Annotated in this window: 16 protein-coding genes; 9 read left to right on the top strand and 7 right to left on the bottom strand. The window is 55.4% G+C overall.

Features of this window, described 5'->3' with window-relative positions; translation table 11 throughout:
- The first annotated feature begins 199 nt into the window (after positions 1-199).
- Entirely contained in the window at positions 200-1,366 is a 1,167-nt protein-coding gene (locus LG323_RS08830; RefSeq protein WP_310695174.1) for a GGDEF domain-containing protein, read from the top strand.
- Here LG323_RS08830 and tadA read toward each other — a convergent pair.
- From tadA to guaB, 3 genes are read right to left on the bottom strand one after another with little or no spacing between them, the layout of a single operon-like run.
- Positions 1,355-1,825 carry a tRNA adenosine(34) deaminase TadA gene (gene tadA, locus LG323_RS08825; RefSeq protein WP_404415022.1) on the bottom strand — a complete coding sequence of 157 codons (471 nt, stop codon included), beginning with the start codon at positions 1,823-1,825 and terminating at the stop codon, positions 1,355-1,357. The genes LG323_RS08830 and tadA overlap by 12 nt on opposite strands.
- Positions 1,822-3,396, bottom strand: a complete 1,575-nt coding sequence (gene guaA / locus LG323_RS08820; RefSeq protein WP_404415019.1) for a glutamine-hydrolyzing GMP synthase — start codon at positions 3,394-3,396, stop codon at positions 1,822-1,824. The genes tadA and guaA overlap by 4 nt, the downstream gene beginning before the upstream one ends.
- Positions 3,397-3,408: 12 nt before the next feature.
- The gene (gene guaB / locus LG323_RS08815; RefSeq protein WP_310695171.1) at positions 3,409-4,878 is read right to left on the bottom strand and encodes an IMP dehydrogenase; all 1,470 of its coding nucleotides are present in this window, start codon (positions 4,876-4,878) and stop codon (positions 3,409-3,411) included.
- 187 nt (positions 4,879-5,065) lie between these two features.
- Here guaB and LG323_RS08810 point away from each other — a divergent pair, with 187 nt between their 5' ends.
- Genes LG323_RS08810 through LG323_RS08785 form a run of 6 tightly spaced genes read left to right on the top strand, consistent with a single transcriptional unit; the run spans position 5,066 to position 10,173 of the window.
- On the top strand, positions 5,066-6,244 hold the full coding sequence (locus LG323_RS08810; RefSeq protein ID WP_404415015.1) for a homoserine O-acetyltransferase: 1,179 nt from the start codon (positions 5,066-5,068) through the stop codon (positions 6,242-6,244).
- Entirely contained in the window at positions 6,245-6,835 is a 591-nt protein-coding gene (gene metW / locus LG323_RS08805) for a methionine biosynthesis protein MetW (RefSeq protein WP_310697814.1), read from the top strand. It begins immediately after the preceding gene.
- Positions 6,836-6,845: 10 nt separating this feature from the next.
- A complete protein-coding gene (locus tag LG323_RS08800; protein WP_404415011.1) occupies positions 6,846-7,310 on the top strand; it encodes a DUF4426 domain-containing protein in 465 nt (154 codons plus the stop codon).
- A gap of 4 nt (positions 7,311-7,314) precedes the next feature.
- Entirely contained in the window at positions 7,315-7,917 is a 603-nt protein-coding gene (gene rdgB / locus LG323_RS08795; RefSeq protein ID WP_404415008.1) for an RdgB/HAM1 family non-canonical purine NTP pyrophosphatase, read from the top strand.
- Positions 7,914-9,116 (top strand): radical SAM family heme chaperone HemW, encoded by a 1,203-nt coding sequence (gene hemW, locus LG323_RS08790; protein ID WP_404415005.1) that lies wholly within the window; start codon positions 7,914-7,916, stop codon positions 9,114-9,116. The genes rdgB and hemW overlap by 4 nt, the downstream gene beginning before the upstream one ends.
- A 34-nt stretch (positions 9,117-9,150) precedes the next feature.
- On the top strand, positions 9,151-10,173 hold the full coding sequence (locus LG323_RS08785; RefSeq protein ID WP_404415002.1) for a hypothetical protein: 1,023 nt from the start codon (positions 9,151-9,153) through the stop codon (positions 10,171-10,173).
- Here the strand turns inward: LG323_RS08785 and LG323_RS08780 are convergent.
- Positions 10,151-10,672 carry a hypothetical protein gene (locus LG323_RS08780; protein WP_404414999.1) on the bottom strand — a complete coding sequence of 174 codons (522 nt, stop codon included), beginning with the start codon at positions 10,670-10,672 and terminating at the stop codon, positions 10,151-10,153. The genes LG323_RS08785 and LG323_RS08780 overlap by 23 nt on opposite strands.
- 52 nt (positions 10,673-10,724) lie before the next feature.
- On the opposite strand from LG323_RS08780, the gene LG323_RS08775 reads away from it, so the two are divergent.
- A complete protein-coding gene (locus LG323_RS08775; RefSeq protein ID WP_404414996.1) occupies positions 10,725-11,651 on the top strand; it encodes an AEC family transporter in 927 nt (308 codons plus the stop codon).
- Here LG323_RS08775 and LG323_RS08770 read toward each other — a convergent pair.
- Positions 11,633-12,034, bottom strand: a complete 402-nt coding sequence (locus tag LG323_RS08770; RefSeq protein WP_404414993.1) for a CoA-binding protein — start codon at positions 12,032-12,034, stop codon at positions 11,633-11,635. The two genes, LG323_RS08775 and LG323_RS08770, sit on opposite strands and share 19 nt — an antisense overlap.
- 41 nt (positions 12,035-12,075) lie before the next feature.
- Between LG323_RS08770 and LG323_RS08765 the strand changes: the two genes are divergently transcribed.
- Positions 12,076-12,870, top strand: a complete 795-nt coding sequence (locus LG323_RS08765) for an enoyl-CoA hydratase (RefSeq protein ID WP_404414990.1) — start codon at positions 12,076-12,078, stop codon at positions 12,868-12,870.
- A 1-nt stretch (position 12,871) separates the two neighbouring features.
- Here LG323_RS08765 and LG323_RS08760 read toward each other — a convergent pair whose 3' ends face one another.
- Positions 12,872-13,201 (bottom strand): hypothetical protein, encoded by a 330-nt coding sequence (locus LG323_RS08760; protein ID WP_404414987.1) that lies wholly within the window; start codon positions 13,199-13,201, stop codon positions 12,872-12,874.
- 15 nt (positions 13,202-13,216) lie between these two features.
- Positions 13,217-17,629, bottom strand: coding sequence for a protein kinase (locus LG323_RS08755; protein ID WP_404414984.1), 4,413 nt, complete (start codon positions 17,627-17,629; stop codon positions 13,217-13,219).
- Positions 17,630-17,632: the final 3 nt, after the last annotated feature.

Raw genomic sequence — 17,632 nt, 5'->3', positions numbered from 1 at the left:
CAGGCAATCAATGTCAGTCTTAAGAAATGAAGATGTCAAAGTGTGACTCTTTGATTAAAAGCATTTGCTTTTAGTTGCCTAAACTTTTAGATTGCTGTTGATAACACACTGGCTAACAAAAACTGTGCTCATTTTTAATGGGACAAGATGTCGCACTGGTATCGAGGTAGGCATGGAGACGGATTCTCAGGCTACAAAAGTGAACTCAGAGCAGATTGCACAGCAACTCAGGTTGCGGCGGTCGCTGATGGCGACGGGGGCGGGTTTTGCCACCAGTCTGGTTCTGGGCGTTGCCTGGTCTCTGGGGTATGTTTTTTGGTCATCTGCAGAAATCACTGCTTTTATTCTGGTGGGCTCTTTGGGCCATCTGTTTTTCCCCTGGCTGGTTTATTCGCAACGCAATCTGAAATATGCCGATCCCAGTTTAACGGCCTCACAAATTGGCTGGCATCTGGCGATTGGTTGTTATGCTATGTATGCCGCTCCAGAAATCCGCAGTCTGCTGGTCATCAACCTCTTGTTGATTATGTTGTTTGCGGTTTTCCGTTTTCATCCCAAACGCCTTCCCGTCCTTGCCATGGTGCTGATTGCAGCTTATGCCATGGCGGTCATGGCTCAGCTGTTGTTCAGCCCCATCGCTATACACTGGCCACGCGAATCCCTGACGGCTCTGGTTTTTGTGCTGGCTGTTATCGGTATCAGTTTGCTGGGTGGTGAAATCGGTGGCTTGCGAATGGCTCTCAAGAGTCGTAACGCCCATCTGGCCCAGGCCATGCAGCGTATCGAGGAAATGGCCGTTACAGATGAGCTGACCGGGCTTTATAACCGTCGCCACCTGATGCGGATTCTCAAGCGTCAGAAGGGCTTGAGCGATCGCGGTGATTACCGTTTCTCCATAGGCTTTGTGGATCTGGATTTTTTCAAACAGATCAATGACAACTACGGCCATGGAGTGGGTGACCAGGCCCTGGCTGCGGTGGCTGCCGAAATCAGAAACAGTCTTCGGGATGTTGATTATGTGGCGCGAATCGGCGGCGAGGAATTTGTGGTGGTGCTGGCCCAGGCGGCTGAGCCGGAGGCGCTGAGAATTGCTGAAAGAATCCGGGCGGACATTGAGCGTATGGTGATTGACCTGGGGGATGATCACCCCAGTCTACGACTGACCGCATCAATCGGTATTGCCAGCTACCGGCCGGAAGAAGGTGTTGAAGATATTATGGTCAGGGCTGACCGGGCACTCTATGCGGCCAAGGAATGCGGGCGTAACTGCATTATTGGTGAAACCGATCTGAATAATTCGGCCTTTCCTGAGCAAGACAGGGGCCGCGATGACGAGCAGGAGTTGGGTCAGGTCTCAGCCTTGTAGGTCTTGGCGTCGTGCCTGGAAAAAATGCTCGAGAAGATTTTTACATTGTTTTTGCAGCAGGCCGCCTTCCACTTCCAGGCGGTGATTGAACCAGGGCTGGGCTGGCAGATTGCAAACCGAGGCCACCGCGCCTGTGCGAGGCTCCCTGGCTCCATAGTAAAGCTTTCTGATGCGGGCGTGAATGAGCGTGCCGATACACTGGGTGCAAGGCTCCAGAGTGACATAGAGATCACAGTCACTCAGCCGGTAGTTGCCCAGATTTTTACCCGCCTCTCTGATGGCCTGAACCTCAGCATGAGCTGAAGCATCGCATTGGCTGATGCAGGCATTGAAACCCCGCCCGATGATTTCCCCGTCAGCCTGGACAACCACAGCACCGACCGGAACCTCCCCGGCTGCCGCTGCTTCCTCGGCCAGCTCCAAAGCTCGGTGCATGTAGTATTCAGGCTTGCGGATCATTCCCACTCAATGGTTGCCGGGGGCTTGGAGGAAACATCATAGGTCACCCTGGAAACACCCGGTAGCTCATTGATGATGCGATTGGAAACCTTTTCCAGCAGCTCGTAGGGCAGATGTGCCCAGCGGGCAGTCATGAAATCAATGGTTTCCACGGCACGCAGAGCGATAACCCACTCATAGCGACGACCGTCACCCACTACACCAACGGATTTGACCGGCAGGAAGACCGCAAAGGCCTGGCTGGTCTTGTCATACCAGCCTGCTTCACGCAGCTCATGGATGAAAATGGCATCGGCTTCACGCAGGATGTCGGCATATTCCTTTTTGACTTCGCCCAGAATCCGCACGCCCAGGCCGGGACCGGGGAAGGGGTGGCGATAAACCATGTCGTAGGGTAGGCCCAGTTCCAGGCCGATCTTGCGCACCTCGTCCTTGAAGAGTTCACGCAGTGGCTCCACCAGTGACATGCGCATGGTTTCCGGCAGACCACCGACATTGTGATGCGATTTGATCACGTGGGCCTTGCCGGTTTTGGAAGCCGCTGATTCGATGACATCCGGGTAAATGGTGCCCTGGGCCAGGAAATCCACATCCTTGAGTTTGCTGGCTTCGGCATCAAAGACATCAATGAAACTGTTGCCAATGACCTTGCGCTTGGCTTCGGGGTCATCCACCCCTTCCAGACGGTCCAGAAAGAGTTTTTCGGCATCGGCACGAATGACTTTGACGCCCATGTTGCGGGCAAACATCTCCATCACCTGCTCGCCTTCATTCTTGCGCAGCAGGCCATTGTCCACAAAAACGCAGGTCAGTTGGTCGCCGATGGCTTTGTGCAGTAAAGCGGCCACAACCGAAGAGTCAACACCACCGGAGAGTCCCAGCAGCACTTTGCGATCCCCTACCTGTTCACGAACTCGTGCTATCTGGTCTTCAATGATCTGGGCGGGTGTCCAGAGGGCTTTGCACTGGCAGATTTCCAGCAGGAAGTGCTCCAGAATGCGCTTGCCCTGCAGGGTATGGGTGACTTCCGGGTGGAATTGCACGCCATAGAATTTTTTGGCTTCCCAGGCCATGGCCGCAACCGGGCAGCTGGGTGTGGAAGCGGTGATGACAAACTCGGGAGGCAGTTGGTCCACCTTGTCGCCGTGGCTCATCCAGACATCCAGCAAGCCCAGACCGTTTTCAGAGACGTGATCCTTGATGTCGTGGAAAAGGCCGCCTTCAGCTTCCAGTTGAATCTGGGCATAGCCAAATTCGTGAATTTTGGAACCCTGCACTGAGCCACCCAGTTGGGCTGCCATGGTCTGCATGCCATAGCAGATACCCAGTACCGGAACACCCAGCTGGAAAACGGCTTCGGGGGCGCGGGGAGAACCGGCTTCGGGAACCGATTCCGGCCCACCTGCGAGAATAATACCCTGGGGGTTGAAGTCACGCACTTCATCATCGCTGAGATCAAAAGCACGGATTTCGCAGTAAACCCCGATTTCGCGCACACGGCGGGCAATCAGCTGGGTGTACTGGGAGCCAAAATCAAGAATCAGAATCTTGTAAGCGTGGATATCTTGCATGAGCTTGTCCTGTTAGCTGACCCGGTAGTTGGGTGCTTCCTTGGTGATTTGTACATCATGCACATGAGATTCACGCATGCCGGCATTGGAGATTTTCGAGAAGCCGGGTTTGGTGCGCATGGTTTCTATATCGGCGCAACCGGTGTAACCCATGGCTGCCCGCAGTCCGCCCATCAGCTGATGAACGATGGCGCTCATGGCTCCTTTGTAGGGAACTCGGCCTTCAATGCCTTCGGGAACCAGCTTCTCGACACCGGCTTCCTTGTCCTGGAAATAACGGTCGGAAGAACCCTGGGACTGGCCCATGGCACCGATTGAACCCATGCCGCGATAAGCCTTGTAGGTACGGCCCTGGTAAAGCTCAATTTCACCGGGGGCTTCTTCGGTGCCTGCCAGCAGGCCGCCGACCATAACCACGTGAGCACCGGCAACGATGGCTTTGGCCAGATCGCCGGAGAAGCGAATACCACCGTCGGCAATTGCAGGAATCTTGTAGGGTTTGAGGGCTTCAACCACATTGGCAACGGCAGAAATCTGGGGAACACCCACACCGGCAACAATACGGGTGGTGCAGATGGAGCCGGGGCCAATACCAACTTTAACGGCATCCGCGCCCGCTTCGGCCAGGGCAACAGCGGCTTCGGCCGTGGCAATATTGCCACCAATCACATCCACCTGCGGGAAGTTTTCTTTAATCCAGGCCACGCGATCAATGACACCCTTGGAATGACCGTGCGCCGTATCGACGATGATCACATCCACCCCGGCTTCCACCAGCGCCTTGACGCGCTCAGGTGTTTCGGGGCCGGTTCCCACGGCGGCGCCCACACGCAGACTGCCGTTTTCATCCTTGGCAGCCAGCGGGTAGGTCTTGGCTTTTTCAACATCACGGAAAGTCACCAGGCCACGCAGGTGAAAGGCATCATCGACCAGCAGCATCTTTTCAATGCGGTGTTCGTAAAGGCGGGCCTTGATGTCTTCCAGGGGGGTGTTTTCCAGAGCGGTGACCAGTTTGTTTTGGGGTGTCATGATGGCGGCTACGGTATCGCCAGCATGAGGCTTAACACGCAGGTCGCGGCCGGTCACGATGCCAACCAGTTCACCCTGGTCAACCACTGGAAATCCGGAAAAGCCATAATCTTCGGCCATGGCCAGAAGTTCGTGGATTTTGGTGGTGGGGGCCACGGTGACCGGGTCCTTGACGACGACGCTTTCGTGTTTTTTGACCTTGCGAACTTCGCCGGCCTGCTGGGCGATGGTCATGCTCTTGTGAATAACCCCTAGACCTCCTTCCTGAGCCATGGCAATGGCCAGGCGTGCTTCTGTCACAGTATCCATGGCTGATGAGATCAGCGGCATATTCAGTTGAATGTTCCGGCTCAGCTGGGTTTTGAGGTTGACGTCTTTTGGCAGTATCTCGGAATAGCCGGGAACCAAAAGGACATCATCGAAGGTGAGAGCTTCTTCAACGATACGTAGCATAGGTGACCTGCAAATCTGGGATGAAGGGAAGGAGAAAAAAGTTAATCCCCTATTTTAACCGAGCAGACCAGCCGGGTAAACCGGATCCTCTTCCTATTAGCGCCTGGATGCTGAATTATGTTAAATTGAACGGCTATTTTCCCGGTATCAACCTTTCCATCCTGACCAGCAAGGACATCATCTGATCATGACTTCCACGACTGCCTCTGGCGCTGATTTTCCGGCTGACTCTGTAGGTCTGGTGACCCCCCAGACTCTGCAGTTTGATCAGTCCCTGGCCCTGGAATGCGGCTCACAACTGAACAGCTGGCAGTTGATGGTGGAGACCTATGGCGAGTTGAATGCCGATGCCAGTAATGCGGTGCTGATTTGTCATGCCCTGTCCGGCCATCATCACGCGGCAGGCTATCATTCGTCGGAAGATCGCAAGCCCGGCTGGTGGGACAGTTACATAGGGCCGGGCAAGCCGATCGATACCAACCGTTTCTTTGTGGTCTCCCTGAATAATCTGGGCGGCTGTCATGGCTCGACCGGCCCCTCTTCCACCAATCCGCAAACCGGTCAGCCCTATGGCCCCGATTTCCCGGTCTTGACGGTGGCGGACTGGGTGAACTCCCAGGCCTTGCTGGCGGATCGCCTGGGTATCCAGCAGTGGGCCGCCGTGGTGGGTGGCAGCCTGGGTGGCATGCAGGTGCTGGAATGGTCGCTGCGCTACCCCCAACGCCTGCGTCATGCCGTGATTATTGCCAGTACTTCCAAGCTGACGGCCCAGAACATTGCCTTTAATGAAGTCGCACGCCAGGCCATACGCACCGATCCTGATTTTCACGGGGGGCGTTACCAGGAGCAGGGCACGATTCCGCGTTATGGTTTGCGACTGGCCCGAATGGTGGGGCACATCACCTATCTGTCTGAGCATTCCATGGGCGAGAAATTCGGGCGGGATCTGCGCAAGGATCAACTCAACTATGGCTATGATGTGGACTTTGAAGTGGAATCCTACCTGCGCTATCAGGGCGATACTTTTTCGGAAAGCTTTGATGCCAACACTTACCTGCTGATGACCAAGGCACTGGATTACTTTGACCCGGCTGCTGATTATCAGGGAAATCTTCCGCAAGCCCTGGCCCGGGCCGAATGCCGCTTTCTGGTGGTCAGTTTTACCACGGACTGGCGCTTTTCACCCCGGCGTTCCGAGGAGCTGGTGGATGCCCTGACTGCAGCCCAGAAAAGAGTGAGCTATGCGCGCATCAAATCCCAGCATGGCCATGATGCCTTCCTGATTCCCGATGAGCGATATCAGGCGGTTTTTTCAGCTTATATGCAACGCGCTGCCGATGAATTGACTGCCAGTGAGGTGAAATGAATGCGCCAGGATCTTGCCATTATTGCCAACTGGGTGAAACCTTCCGCTCATGTACTGGATCTGGCTTGCGGGGACGGTGCGCTGCTTTGGCATCTGGAAACCCAGAAACAGGTCAGGGGCTATGGACTGGAAATCGATCCTGAAAAAATCACGGCCTGCATCAGCCGTGGTGTGGATGTGATTGAACAGGATCTCAACCGGGGTTTGAAAAACTTTGCCGACGACAGCTATGACACGGTAATCATGACCCAGGCTTTGCAGGTGCTGCGCCGCCAGGATCTGGCCCTGGATGAAATGCTGCGCGTTGGGCGGGAAGCCATCGTCACCTTTCCCAACTTTGCCCACTGGCGCTGCCGGCTTTTTCTGGCCTTCCGGGGTCGCTTGCCGGTTTCCCGCACCCTGCCCTACCAGTGGTATGACACCCCCAATATCCACTTGATCACCTTCAAGGATTTTGAAGCCCTGTGTGCGGATAAAAACATCAGGATTCTGGATCGTGCTGTAGGCAACCTCGCCTATGAAGATCACTGGAAAGCCCGCCTCTGGCCGAACCTTTTCGGGGAAGTGGCGATCTATCGTATTAGTCGTTGAAGGGAGTAGCATGATGAGAAGAGTAATAGTGTTGGCTTTGATCCTCTGCCTGGCAGGGATTCCAGTGGCCGTTTCTGCGGCTGATCAGGAAAGGGTTCGTGAGGTGGGTGATTACCGGATTTTTTACGACGTTCTACCGACTTCGTTTCTTGATCCTCAGTTGGCTCAGGCTTATGGCCTGACGCGCAGCAAGGGGTTGGGGCTTTTGCGGATCACCGTTATGAAGAAACGGAAAGATGGCAGTCTGGAGCCGGTTGAGCATCCCCGAGTTTCCGGGCAGGCCGGTAACCTGGTGGGTCAGACCCGGCCTTTGAGTTTCCGCGAGATCGAAGTGGGTCAGGGTGAAGGTTATTCCACCCTCAGCACCTTTCGCTACAGTGGTGATGAATCGATACGCTTTAATCTGAAAGTCAAATACGCTTCCGGCGAACCTGCCGAGAGGCTGGATTTTGTTCGCCGTCTGAATATTGAGTAACCCCATGTCAAAATTGATTCTCGCCAGCGGCAATGCTGGCAAGCTCAAGGAGTTTTCCGATCTGCTGCAGCCTTTGGGTTGGCAGGTCGAATCCCAGTCGGTTTACCAGGTGGAAGAAGCAGAAGAAACCGGCCTGACTTTTGTGGAAAATGCGTTAATCAAGGCCCGCAATGCGGCCCGGGCAACCGGCTGTGCAGCCCTGGCTGATGATTCCGGCATAGAAGTGGATGCCCTGAAAGGTGCACCGGGGATTTACTCGGCCCGCTTTGCCGGGCCAGGCAGTACGGATGCCCAGAACAATGCCCGCCTGCTGCAAGAACTGGCAGGTCTGCCGCCGGAAGAACGCACTGCGCGTTATTGGTGTGTACTGGCCTTGATGCGTCATGCCCTGGACCCCACCCCGATTATTGTTCAGGCCAGTTGGGAAGGGCGAGTGCTGACTGAAGCTCAAGGTGAGGGTGGTTTTGGTTATGATCCGCTTTTCTGGTTGCCTGACCTGAACAAAACGGCAGCCGAATTGAGCAAGGAAGAAAAAAATCGCCTTTCGCATCGTGGCCGCGCCAGTCTGTTGCTTTTAGAGGCTCTGCAAGAGCGCCAGGGTCAGTGAGTTCTTTGCCTCTGGCTCTTTACGTCCACCTGCCCTGGTGTGTGCGTAAATGCCCTTATTGTGATTTTAACTCTCATGCTCTGGACTCCACGGGTGAGACTTCCAGCAAAGCGCAGCTGGATGCTGCTACCGAGAAGCAGTATGTGCAAGCCCTGCTGGCCGATCTGGATCACGAACTGCGTGCCTGGCCGGAAGTGGCAGAGCGGCCCCTGGTTTCCATTTTCTTTGGTGGGGGCACACCCAGCCTGATGTCACCCGCTGGCTATCAGGCTTTTTTTGCAGGTCTGGGCCAGCGTCTGGCACTGCAGGACGACTGCGAAATCACTCTGGAAGCCAACCCAGGTACGGTTGAACAATCACGTTTTGAGGGTTATCGCCAGGCGGGCATCAATCGCCTGTCGATGGGTGTTCAGTCGTTTGCTAGCGAGCAGCTCCAGGCTCTGGGACGGATTCACAGTGGTGAAGAAGCTATCCTGGCGGCTGAAGCGGCGCGTCAGGCTGGCTTTGATAATTTCAATCTGGATTTGATGCACGGCCTGCCGGGCCAGACACCCGAACTGGCTTTGGCGGATCTGCAACAGGCCCTGGCCTTAAAGCCTCGGCATATTTCCTGGTATCAACTGACTCTGGAACCCAATACGGAGTTTTTCCGTCGCCCACCCCGCCTGCCGGATGAGGAAGTACTGGTGGATATCCAGGATGCCGGTGCGGCGCTGCTGGCTGAAGCGGGTTATGCCAACTATGAAGTTTCGGCTTACGCGCAACCGGGCTATCAGGCCAGGCATAATCTCAACTACTGGCAATTTGGTGATTACCTGGGGCTGGGGGCGGGTGCTCATGGTAAATTGACACGCCAGCAAGCAAATCAGCCCGGTGGTCTTTTAATCGAACGCCGCTGGAAAACCCGCCAACCCCAGGCCTATCTTTCCCGTCTGTTGGAAGGGCGGGATTTTCTGGCAGGCAGTGAATCAGTCACCCAGGATCAGCGCCCGGTGGAGTTCATGATGAATGCCCTCAGGTTGCGTGAAGGCGTGGCTGCAGAAATCTATAACCAGCGCACCGGTTTGCCTTTGACAGACTTGCAACCTTTGCTGGATAAACTCCGGCAGCAGGGGTTGTGGACAGATCAACAGGATTGCTTGGCATGCAATGAGTTGGGCTGGCTCTGGTTGAACAAGGTATTGGAAGAGTTTTTATAATTGCAGCAATGGATTCATGAACAGGGGTAAGACAATGCTGGGAAGAAGAGAATGCAAGTGGCTGCTGCTGGTGATCGTAGCCGGGTTGTTGGTGGGCTGTGGCCGAGGCGGGGATGATTACCCGCAACTGCCGGAGATGCAACTGGACCCTGAGCGCTTTTATGTGGGCGGCCTGTCTTCAGGGGGCTACATGGCTCAGCAATTGCATTTGGCCTGGCCTTCCGAAGTGAAAGGGGTGGCCGTTTTTGCCGCAGGCCCCTATGGATGTGCACGGAATGGCGTCAATACCGCTTTATTGCAATGCATGGCCACCACCCGTGGTCGCCCTGATGCCAGTGCTCTGGTGAGTAAGGCCAGAGCTGATTCTGAGGAAGGTAAGCTGGGGGATCTGCAGCAGCTGAAAGACAACCGGGTTTTTATTTATCGTGCTGAATTTGATCCCCTTATTCACGCTCCAGTCAGCCAGGCGACTGTGGATTTTTACAAGCAACTGGTTGCGGAAGACCAGCTTCAGGTCAAGCAGGGCTCCAGCGCCGGTCATGGTTTGCCGACGCAAAGCCAGGGTGTCCCCTGCAGCGAAACCCGCTCCCCTTTTGTGAATGCCTGTGGCTTTTCCGGTGCGGGCCTGAGTCTGGATCATCTGGATTCTAACCAGCCTCGTTCACTGTCCAGCGAGCCTCAGGGTGAGCTGAAAAAATTCAGTCAAAGCCCTTTCAGTGAAAACAGCCGCGGCATGGCTGACTTTGGCTATTATTATCAGCCACCTGCCTGTGACGGTTCAGATAACTGCGGCTTGAAAATGGTGCTGCATGGCTGTGAACAGGGAGCAGAAAAGCTGGATACTGAGTTTGTGGAGAAAAGCGGTTACTTACAGCAGGCCGATGCCCGCGATCTGGTTCTGGTTTTTCCACAGGTTGAAGCCACCCTGCCCAACCCAAAAGGCTGCTGGGACTGGTGGGGTTATGAGTCGAGTGCTTTTGATACGCGAGAAGGCCCCCAGGTAGAAGGGCTGAGGGCTATCTGGTCACGCTTGCTTATCGAAAATTCCGCTGAGTAACCGTGAAGTCAAAATAACTGCCATAGCTCTTCCCCAGGGTGGGGTGGATCATGACACTGGCACGCCAGACCATTACCTCATCGGTGCAGAGGCCCAGCAGCGGGGATGCGGTAAAAACGCCGTCGCCCTGATGCTCAAAAGGAGTGCGATTGTAGCCCATATACATATCACGCCCCTGCAGATCCAACTCCAGGCGCAGAGAATCCAGTTCTGCGTCTGAAAAACCTTCAAGCTGGACGGTCATGGGCAGAAGGTCCAGGGGTTTGGGGTCTTCATTGTCCAGATCAAACAGGATCTTGCGTTCCGCCTGCAGCTCAGCCGTGCAGGTTTCTTCCGGCAGCTCACAGGGGGCCGCTGGATACCAGCGGACATCATCGGTCTGGCGATCGCCCAGATAATCCGTGGCGTACCAGACGGCCAGCAAAATGGCCAACAGGGTAACCAGAATAAAAATATTCAAGGGATAGTGACGTTTTGGCCGACTGGGTTTTGGGTTCATCACATTTCCTGAGCTTAGGATTGCTTGAGCTTAACATGAGGATTTTACGCTTATGCTGGCTTTAATAAATGCCCTGGGTCCGGTTTTTATGGTTTTGTTGCTGGGCCTGCTTTTAAAGCGCCTGACTTTTCCTACCGCTGAATTCTGGCCCCAGTTGGAGCGACTGGTTTATTTTTTCCTGTTTCCGGCCATGCTGGTCAGTCGACTGGCGGTTGCCGATTTCGCTGACCTGGATGTTGATCGCGTACTTCTGGCCGTGTTCCTGCTGTTGTCGCTTATGACCCTTCTGGTCTGGTTGTTGAAGCGCTGGATCAGCCGCGATGGTGCCGAGTTTACCTCGGTTTTTCAGGGGGCGCTGCGTTTCAACACTTATGTGGCCCTGGCCAGTTCCGCCGAGTTGTTCGGGAGTCTGGGCCTGGCCCTGGCAGCCGTCATTATGGCCTTGATGATTCCCCTGCTGAACCTGCTTTGCGTCCTTATGTTTGCTGTCTATGCTGGTGACCAGCGTTTGAGTATCACCGCCACCCTGAAGACCCTGGCCAGCAATCCCCTGATTCTGGCTTGTCTTTTGGGTTTGCTGTTGAATGTCAGCGGCATCGGGTTGCCTGGTTGGAGTCAGCCGACCTTGGAAATACTGGCTCGGGCAGCTTTGCCTCTGGGCTTGCTGGCCGTGGGTGTGGCCCTGAATCTCAATGCCCTGCGCTCTGCAGGAGGCCCCTTGATTTTCAGCTCCCTGCTCAAACTCTTGTTGATGCCTCTGCTGGCAATGGCTCTGAGCCAGCTGCTGGGGCTGAACAGTCAGGCTCAGGCCGTACTGGTGCTTTTTGCAGCCATGCCCACAGCCACCAGTGCTTATATCCTCTCCAGACAACTGGGAGGCGATGCGCCCCTGATGGCCGCGGTGATTACCGCACAGACTCTGGTGGCCATGCTGACCCTGCCGTTGATGCTATACTTGAATCAGCTCTGGTTCAGTTGACCGTGTTCAATCTTGGTGCAATGGTCTTCGACATAATCCAGACCTTCAGTCTCGGCCAGCGCTCGACATTCCGCATTACGAATACCCAGTTGTAACCAAAGCGCTTTGGCACCGATCTTGACCGCTTCTTCAGCAATGGGCAGACAGTCTTCGGATTTGCGGAACACATCCACCAGATCAATGGGATCGGGAATGGCCGCCAGACTGGGATAACAGGTCAGGCCCAAAACTTCATCCAGGCGGGGATTGACCGGGTAAAGATGATAACCGGCCTCCTTCAGATAGGCAGCTACCCGATAGCTGGCGCGGTCGGGTTTGTCGGAAATGCCAACGATGGCTAGGTTTTTACTCTGACGCAGGATATCCTGAGGATTAGTGCTCATCTTCTTTCCTTATAGCAATTAACAATAAACAGGAGGATAACATGACTGAAGCCGCTCATGAGATGGTGACTCTGGAAGATATTGGCAAGGGTGTGGGCTTGTTGACACTTTGTCAGCCGGAAGCTCGCAACAGTTTATCTCTGGCGATGCTGGACCAACTGGAAGCACGTTTACGGGAAGTGGTCGAGCAGCCTGCCATTCGGGTCGTCATCCTGGCCGCTCAGGGCAAGGTGTTTTGTGCGGGTCATAACTTGAAGGAAGTTCAGGGGCAGTTGGGTGATGATTCGGCCCAGTTGGCGCTTTTTCAAAAATGCAGCCAGGTGATGCAGCAGTTGGTCAAGTTGCCCAAACCGGTGATTGCTCAGGTTCAGGGCGTGGCTACGGCGGCAGGCTGTCAGTTGGTGGCTTCCTGTGATCTGGCGGTGGCAGCGGAGTCGGCCCGTTTTGCCACGCCGGGGGTCAATATTGGTCTTTTTTGTTCAACGCCTATGGTGGCTCTGACGCGCAATGTCAGCCGTAAAGCAGCCATGGAAATGCTGTTGACCGGTGAAATGATTTCCGCCGCAAAAGCGGAACAGCTGGGTCTGGTCAATCGGGTGGTGGCTGATGCTGAGTTGGGAGAAGCAACCCTGAGTCTGGCGGAGCTTGTTGCCAGCAAGTCACCGAAAACCCTGGCGATTGGTAAGGAGGCTTTTTACCATCAGGTGGAAATGCCCCTGGAAGAAGCCTATGCCTATACCAGTGAAGTCATGGCCAAGAACCTGAAGACCCTGGATGCCAAAGAGGGCATCTGTGCCTTTGTTGAAAAACGCCCGCCCGAATGGCAGGGCCGGTGATTCAGGCCAGGGTCAGGTAGCCCAGGGCTGCAGCAAGCAGCAGCACCAGAACCAACAGAAACTGATTGCGTCGTTTGCATTGCTTGCTGGGTTCGCGGTTGGCCTCCGGGGGAGGAGGGCGTGGCGAGTTGCTTTGCCAGCCCTCTTTGTCGGATGACTCGGAATCCTGGTCATCCTCCTCAGTGGCACTCTGGGGCACCGTGACCTGGGGTTCGGTGTGGTCATTGTCCTGAGCCGTTTCAATCAGCTCAGCCCTTGCTTGCCTGTAATCCGTCTTGGTCAGAAGGCCATTGGCATACTGGCGGGACAGGGTTTTCAAGTTGGTTTGCATGACTTTATCTCTGTTTTACTCATTAATCTGTTCGGCCTGAGCACTTTGCAACTGCGCAGGCACAACCTCTTCACGAACCAATCTGAAGCCGGTGATTTCATCGGCTTCACCTGAGTGGCTGCGGGCAAAGTCAAGACCGCACTCGGCATGCGGGTCCTGATAAGCGCCACCCAGAGCAACCAGGCTATCCTCCTCAACCGTCAACTCCTGGACATTACCAATGAAGTTTTGCAGCCCCCAACCATTTTGGTGGCCTGTTGAAACCCGGTTGAGCTGATCGCCCTTGAGAACCTGGCCACCCAGACGCACCCGGCAGTTATAGTCCCTGGGTGGCTGTTGTCCTTGAGCTGAAGCCGCGTAGCTCCACTCGCTGCGGGTTGGTAAGCGGTAAGTATGACCACTGCGTTCGGACAACCACTGGGCATAGTCACGGATTTCAGCAACCGATAAATGAGTGCGTGGCAGGTTCTGATCCTGTTCTTCCTGAACCGGGCATTGACCACTTAGAAAGCAATATTTGTTGTAATCCTGGTTGGATATTTCGTACTTGGTAATGGCAAATCCCGGTTGCTGATTATTGTCGGGAACGACCACCAACAGAGGCCCGCGTACACTTTCATGCAGCATGTCAAAACAGATGGCACGCGCACGGCGACCATAGCTGGCCAGCTCCTCGGTACAGGGGCGGGCACTTTCCAGGGGCTCCCAGGGTTGTCCTGCCACATCGGCTCCGGTGATTTCATCGGAGGCTTGCAGAGAACGGATGTCCATGTCTCGTTGCAGAATCTGGCCCTGCCAGCGCTGGGCGGCCATGCGTTCACTCAGACGGCCTATGGCAGCGCGGTAGCTGTTGTTGTCCGTCCACATCTGGCGGGCCTCACCCAGGTGTTCGCGGGCAGCCTGGAAGTCTTCAGCTTCCAGGTTTTCTTCAAAACGCGCAAAGGTGGTTTCCGCCTCTTCAATTCGGGCCTTGAGGTCTTTTTCAAAATCAAGCACTTCCGGATGTTCCGGGAGTCTTTCCTTGGAGGCTTCCAGCATGCCTCGCGCCTCGTTGAGACGTCCTGTACTCAAGGCGGCCCTGGCCGTCCGTCCCTGTGGCCAGGGAGGTGGCGCAAGATCAGCCCGCAAGCGTGACAGGCGGCCATTGTCCGGGAAGAGTATGCTGCCCCGGCTGGCCAGGCTTTCGGCTTCTTTGCGGCTGTCATCAGCCACTTCCAGAATGCGTTCCACCAGCAGGTTGGTGTAGCGGGTTTCCAGCTCGGTAAAGCGCTCGGGGGCCAGATTGCGTATTTCCGTGAGCATTTTTTCCGCTGCTGGCGTATCAAAATGTTCCGCTTCAGCAAAGAGTTGATTGAGTTCGTTGATATTGCCTTCAACCAGGAAGTTGTCCCGCGCACTTTGCAGCTGCAGGTCATTGGGGGCAATTTCCAGGCCTCGCTCGGCCATATCCACAGCAGCTCTGTACTTACTTTCACTTCCCAGGTCTTCGGTGGCCTGCAGGTAGGCTTCAGCCATGGCATCGGCAGCGGTGATTGTGAGGAAGGGGTCGTCCTCTTCAAGATATTGCCGGAGTTCATCCAGAGTGGATTCGGCTTCATCCAGTTCCCGGGCAGAAGCCTGAACCAGCAGGGTGTTTTGCAGACCCTCGATTCTTGCGGCCAGAGCAGCTTCTTCGCGCTCCTTCAGGTAGTCCTGGTAGGCTTCATCGACACGATTGCGGGTCTCCTGGAGGTTGCCCGCCTCCAGGCCCAGAGATTCGGCTCTGTCAAGCAGGGCCAGGGCATTGTTGAAGCGACTGGACTCTTCCATCTCCTCACTGGCGGCCAGATAGAGGTCTGTGAGTTTTTCGCGTGCGGCGGCAATGACTGAAGAGTCCCCGTCTTCATGGGCCTCCAGCCAAGAGAGCAGACGCTTGACTTCACCTTCCCAGGCCGGCGTGATTTCAGGGTCATCCAGCTGTTGCTGAAGTTGTTGCTCCGCATCGGTTGGCTGGATGCCCTGGTTGATCAGGGTGTCTTGCAGGCCCAGTGCCAACCAGAGGTGTTGGTGTTCATTGAGCAGTTCACGACTGTCCAGCTGGGCAACCAAAGGTTCTGCCAGTTGCCCCAGAGCCTCCAGGGCCGGGTCTTGGGGGGCCAGGTTGGCCAGTTCAATCAGGGAATCTTTTGCAGCAATCAGCTGATCCAGGTTTTCCAGGGGTTCGTCATCTTCTGCAAAGCGCTCACTCAGTTGTTCAACTTCCTGGCGACGCTGTTGTTCCTGAAATGCAATCTCCCAACGATCCTGGGTGTTGATCAGGCTGATGTCGTCAGGCAGACGGGCCAGGCCCAGATCCAGAAAAGTGCGGGCCTGTTGCAGGGCATCCAGATTGATGGCTTCCTGGGCTGCCGTGGCATAGGCATCGGGAACCCTGGGATCACTGAGCATTTGGTGACCAGGGGCTACGGCAACGATCAGGGATAAAATCTCACTGATGCTTTCCGGACGGTTTTCGCCCGGTAACAGGTTTTCATTTTCCAGGGCAGTGTTCAGGCGCTGACTGAGTTGATGTAGATAACGGTTGCGCTCCAGTTCCAGGTGGTTGCGCAGGGATATGGCCGCAGCTGAGTCAGGGTAGAGCTGCTCCATGCGTGTCAGCTCATGGCTGGCCCGGTCAAAATCATAACGCTTTTCATCGACATCAACCGCTTCATTCATCAGTTCCTCAAGATGGGACTGGAGAATATCGCGCGTGCTATCCGTGATCCTGTTGCGGGCATTCACTTCCAGCTCGGGAAGGGTGCCGATGACTTCCTCGATTTGCCGGGGCTCCTGGGTTTCCACCTGCTCGATTAGACGGTCAACATGAAGGCGGTCAAGGTAGTTGAGTAGTGGGTTGTAGGTGGCCACCCCCAGAATAATGGCAAAGGCGGAACCCAATACCCAGGGGTTCTTGTGCCAGTTGGCCTTGCCTTCCAGCTCTTCCAGAAACTGTTCAACTGTGGGCGTGCGGTCTTCTTTGCTAAAAGCCAGACCACGCATCAGCCCTTTCATCTGGCGTTTTTTCAGGCCCTTGATGGGAGCGGGAAGCAGTTTGGCTTCCTGGGCTTTGAGGGCGGATTTTTTGTTGAAGGGGTGGTAGCCGGTCAGGAGTTCATAGGCCACCACCGCCAGGGCATAGAGGTCATCCTGGGTGGATGGGTCTTTGCCCTGCAGCATTTCCAGGGAAGCATAAGCAGGGGTGAGGGCGCCCAGATCACCGGCATCAAAATCATCCGCGGTTTCCTCTTCATCTTTGCCCTGGTCTTTTTCATCATCGGCCCCGGCATTAACCGCTCGGGCGATACCAAAATCCAGGGTTTTTACCGTGCCATCGTCACACAGAAAAGCGTTGCCCGGTTTGAAATCGGAGTGAACGATATTGCGTTGGTGGGCATAAGAGAGAGCCGCGCCCAACTGCTCAATCAGGGGGAAGGCTTCTTCAAAGGGCAGGCCGCCCCTGGGCCTGACCACCTTGCGGATAAAAGTATCCAGAGGTTTGCCGACCAGCAGCTCCATGGTGATGAAAACCTGGGTGCCGGTCATGCCGATACGGTCGAAGTCGTAAACCGTGGCGATGTTGGGGTGGGCCAGTTTTTGCTGGCGACTGGCTTCCCTTTGCAGTGCCACAAATGCCTGGGGATGGGCCTTGAAGTCTTCGGTCAGGACTTTCATGGCCACATAGGGGTTGCTGTCCTTGGCCTCTACCTTGAGTAGATCCCGGGCCTGGAACACCTTACCCATACCCCCGGCACCCAGTACCTTATCGAGGATGAAACGGTCTTTGATGATGGAGCCGGGGCCGAGTTTTTTGAGTTGGGAGTCAGTGGCACCGGGTAAATCCCAGGAACGCTGGGAGGTGTTGGTGGTGCTGTAGCCGGTTGATGAATAGGTGCTGCTATGCCCGGGTTGCTCCTCGGAGACGACGGTTAACTGGGTATCCGGACTTTGGCCGGGAGTGGCGATCACCGTGGCATCTTCATCCTCCTCATCCTCATCTTTCTGAGCAGGCGGCTGGGGCGTTGCTATGATGGTGGCATCTTCATCATCCGGGTCGTCATCCGCCGGAGGCGGCGGGGTGGCGATCACCGTGGCATCTTCGTCTTCATCGTCCGGCTCATCAGCAGACTCTGATTCCTGCGCCTGGTTGGGGTAGGCGATCACTGTGGCCGCTTCGTCATCATCCTCGTCTTCTGAGTCCTGAATCGGCTCGTCGGGGCCTGAATAATTCAGGCGGTCGGCCTGGGCCGATGTGATCAACCCGCTTTGCACAGCCGAGTTCAAAGACTGATGCAGTTGTTCGCCAGTTAGTTGGCGCTCCTGCAGCAGGCTTTGAATCATCACCTGTACTTCTGGAATGGCTATTTCATTGGCAGCCAGAGCTTCCAGTGTGCGTTTCAGGTCAACCATGGT

This window comes from Marinospirillum sp. (assembly GCF_044810985.1).
Lineage (GTDB): Bacteria > Pseudomonadota > Gammaproteobacteria > Pseudomonadales > Halomonadaceae > Marinospirillum.
This window is presented reverse-complemented; position numbering and strand designations above follow the sequence as displayed.

Coding starts and splice junctions, on each gene's coding strand:
- rdgB (WP_404415008.1), top strand. CDS start 7,315: ATGTCAAAATTGATTCTCGCCAGCGGCAATGCTGGCAAGCTCAAGGAG.
- LG323_RS08770 (WP_404414993.1), bottom strand. CDS start 12,034: ATGAGCACTAATCCTCAGGATATCCTGCGTCAGAGTAAAAACCTAGCC.
- LG323_RS08755 (WP_404414984.1), bottom strand. CDS start 17,629: ATGGTTGACCTGAAACGCACACTGGAAGCTCTGGCTGCCAATGAAATA.
- guaA (WP_404415019.1), bottom strand. CDS start 3,396: ATGCAAGATATCCACGCTTACAAGATTCTGATTCTTGATTTTGGCTCC.
- LG323_RS08780 (WP_404414999.1), bottom strand. CDS start 10,672: ATGAACCCAAAACCCAGTCGGCCAAAACGTCACTATCCCTTGAATATT.
- guaB (WP_310695171.1), bottom strand. CDS start 4,878: ATGCTACGTATCGTTGAAGAAGCTCTCACCTTCGATGATGTCCTTTTG.
- LG323_RS08765 (WP_404414990.1), top strand. CDS start 12,076: ATGACTGAAGCCGCTCATGAGATGGTGACTCTGGAAGATATTGGCAAG.
- tadA (WP_404415022.1), bottom strand. CDS start 1,825: ATGATCCGCAAGCCTGAATACTACATGCACCGAGCTTTGGAGCTGGCC.
- LG323_RS08810 (WP_404415015.1), top strand. CDS start 5,066: ATGACTTCCACGACTGCCTCTGGCGCTGATTTTCCGGCTGACTCTGTA.
- LG323_RS08760 (WP_404414987.1), bottom strand. CDS start 13,201: ATGCAAACCAACTTGAAAACCCTGTCCCGCCAGTATGCCAATGGCCTT.
- LG323_RS08785 (WP_404415002.1), top strand. CDS start 9,151: ATGCTGGGAAGAAGAGAATGCAAGTGGCTGCTGCTGGTGATCGTAGCC.
- metW (WP_310697814.1), top strand. CDS start 6,245: ATGCGCCAGGATCTTGCCATTATTGCCAACTGGGTGAAACCTTCCGCT.
- LG323_RS08800 (WP_404415011.1), top strand. CDS start 6,846: ATGATGAGAAGAGTAATAGTGTTGGCTTTGATCCTCTGCCTGGCAGGG.
- LG323_RS08775 (WP_404414996.1), top strand. CDS start 10,725: ATGCTGGCTTTAATAAATGCCCTGGGTCCGGTTTTTATGGTTTTGTTG.